General features: G+C 74.2%; 2 protein-coding genes. Both read left to right on the plus strand.

Translation table 11 applies throughout. From position 1 onward, the window contains the following. Positions 1-67 precede the first annotated feature (67 nt). Positions 68-271, plus strand: a complete 204-nt coding sequence (locus ACG2DA_RS22730; RefSeq protein WP_395258973.1) for a hypothetical protein — start codon at positions 68-70, stop codon at positions 269-271. A gap of 215 nt (positions 272-486) precedes the next feature. After that, positions 487-1,551, plus strand: a 1,065-nt coding sequence (locus ACG2DA_RS22735; RefSeq protein ID WP_395258975.1) for a GAF domain-containing sensor histidine kinase, incomplete at its 3' end; no start/stop codon positions are given.

Genomic DNA, 1,551 nt, shown 5'->3' on the forward strand with positions numbered 1-1,551 from the left:
GTGCAGGCGGAAGCGAAGTTTCGCCGTTAGCCGAACGCCTCGACCGCGAACGTCACGCGGACCGGCAGTGAGAGTCGTCGCGTTCGGCGTGCCGATTTTGATGTATCGGCTTGGGGCGATCGCCCCCCGCGATCTGATGCGGTACGAGAAGGCCGGCGTGGAGCCGCCGAGCCTGCACTCGGCGACCTTCGCCCCGGACGCGGAGACCTGCCTGCCGGTCGGCGTGCGGACGCTGGTCGCCGCCGGGCGGGAACTGTTGGAGGCCCGCTGAGGGGCCGTCGGTGCGGTCCGCCGGTCCGGTCCCGGGCGGCGTTCCGGCCCCCGATGCGGCGCGCTGCCGCGTCGGACGGCCCGTTCAGTCCGTAGGACTGCCCGGAGCCGCGGCGGAACGGACGGAAAGCGTTTGCCCCGACCGGCGGCCGCCGCTCCGACCGCCGGAGCGATGCACGTTGCAACGTCGTTCCCCGTTGCCCGTTCGTCCGCTTGATGTCGACCCCCGCCCCGCCCCCCGCAGCCGCCCCGCGTCCCGACGCCGGCCCCCGTCCGGACGCCGCCCCCCACGCGGACGCCGCGGGAGTCGAGGGCGTCGTGCTCGATCCGTGCCGGCTGGCGGCGTTGGCGGACGCGGACCTGCTGGACACCGAGGCGGAATCGGCGTTCGACCGGCTCACCGAGTTGGCCGGCCGGCTGCTGGGCGTGCCGGTCGCGTTGGTGAGCCTGGTGGACCGCGACCGGCAATGGTTCAAGAGCAGCGTCGGCCTGCCCGAGGAACTCGCCGCGGCCCGGCAGACGTCGCTGGATCACTCCTTCTGCAAGCACGTCGTCGCCGACGACGCCCCGCTGGCGATCGAGGACGCCCGGGAGCACCCGCTCACGCGGGAGTACGCCGGCACGATCGGGGCCGGCGTGGTCGCCTACGCCGGCTGCCCCCTCCGCACCGCCGACGGGCAGACGCTCGGTTCGTTCTGCGTGATCGACGGCTCCCCCCGGAAGTGGACGGCGGAGGACCTGGAGGTCCTCCGGCAACTGGCCGCCTCCTGCGAGGCGGAGATCCGGCTGCGAATCGCCAACCGCCGGCTGGAGGCCCGGGCGGAGGTCGCGGAGGCCGCCGACCGGGCGAAGACGGCGTTCCTGTCGCACGTCTCCCACGAACTGCGGACCCCGCTGACCGGCATCCTGGGGTACGCCGAACTGCTCGCCGACGCCCGGCCGGGCTCGCCGGAGTGGCGGAGCCACGTCGACACCGTCCGCGGGGGCGGCCGTCACCTGCTGGACCTCATCAACGGTCTGCTGGATTTGGCGAAGATCGAGGCCGGCCGCACGGAGTACCTGCACGCCCCCTGCGACGTGGCCGCACTGCTGGACGAGGCGCTGACCCTGCTCCGCCCGACCGCCGACGCCAAGGGCCTGGAGCTGACCGCCCACTGGCCCGCCGGCCGCCCGGGGCCGCTGGTGACGGACGGCGGCAAGCTGCGGCAGATCCTCACGAACCTGCTGGGCAACGCGGTGAAGTTCACGGAGGCGGGCGGCGTCGTCGTCCGCGGCCGCGTC

It is taken from the genome of Alienimonas sp. DA493 (genome assembly GCF_043951915.1).
Taxonomy (GTDB): domain Bacteria; phylum Planctomycetota; class Planctomycetia; order Planctomycetales; family Planctomycetaceae; genus Alienimonas.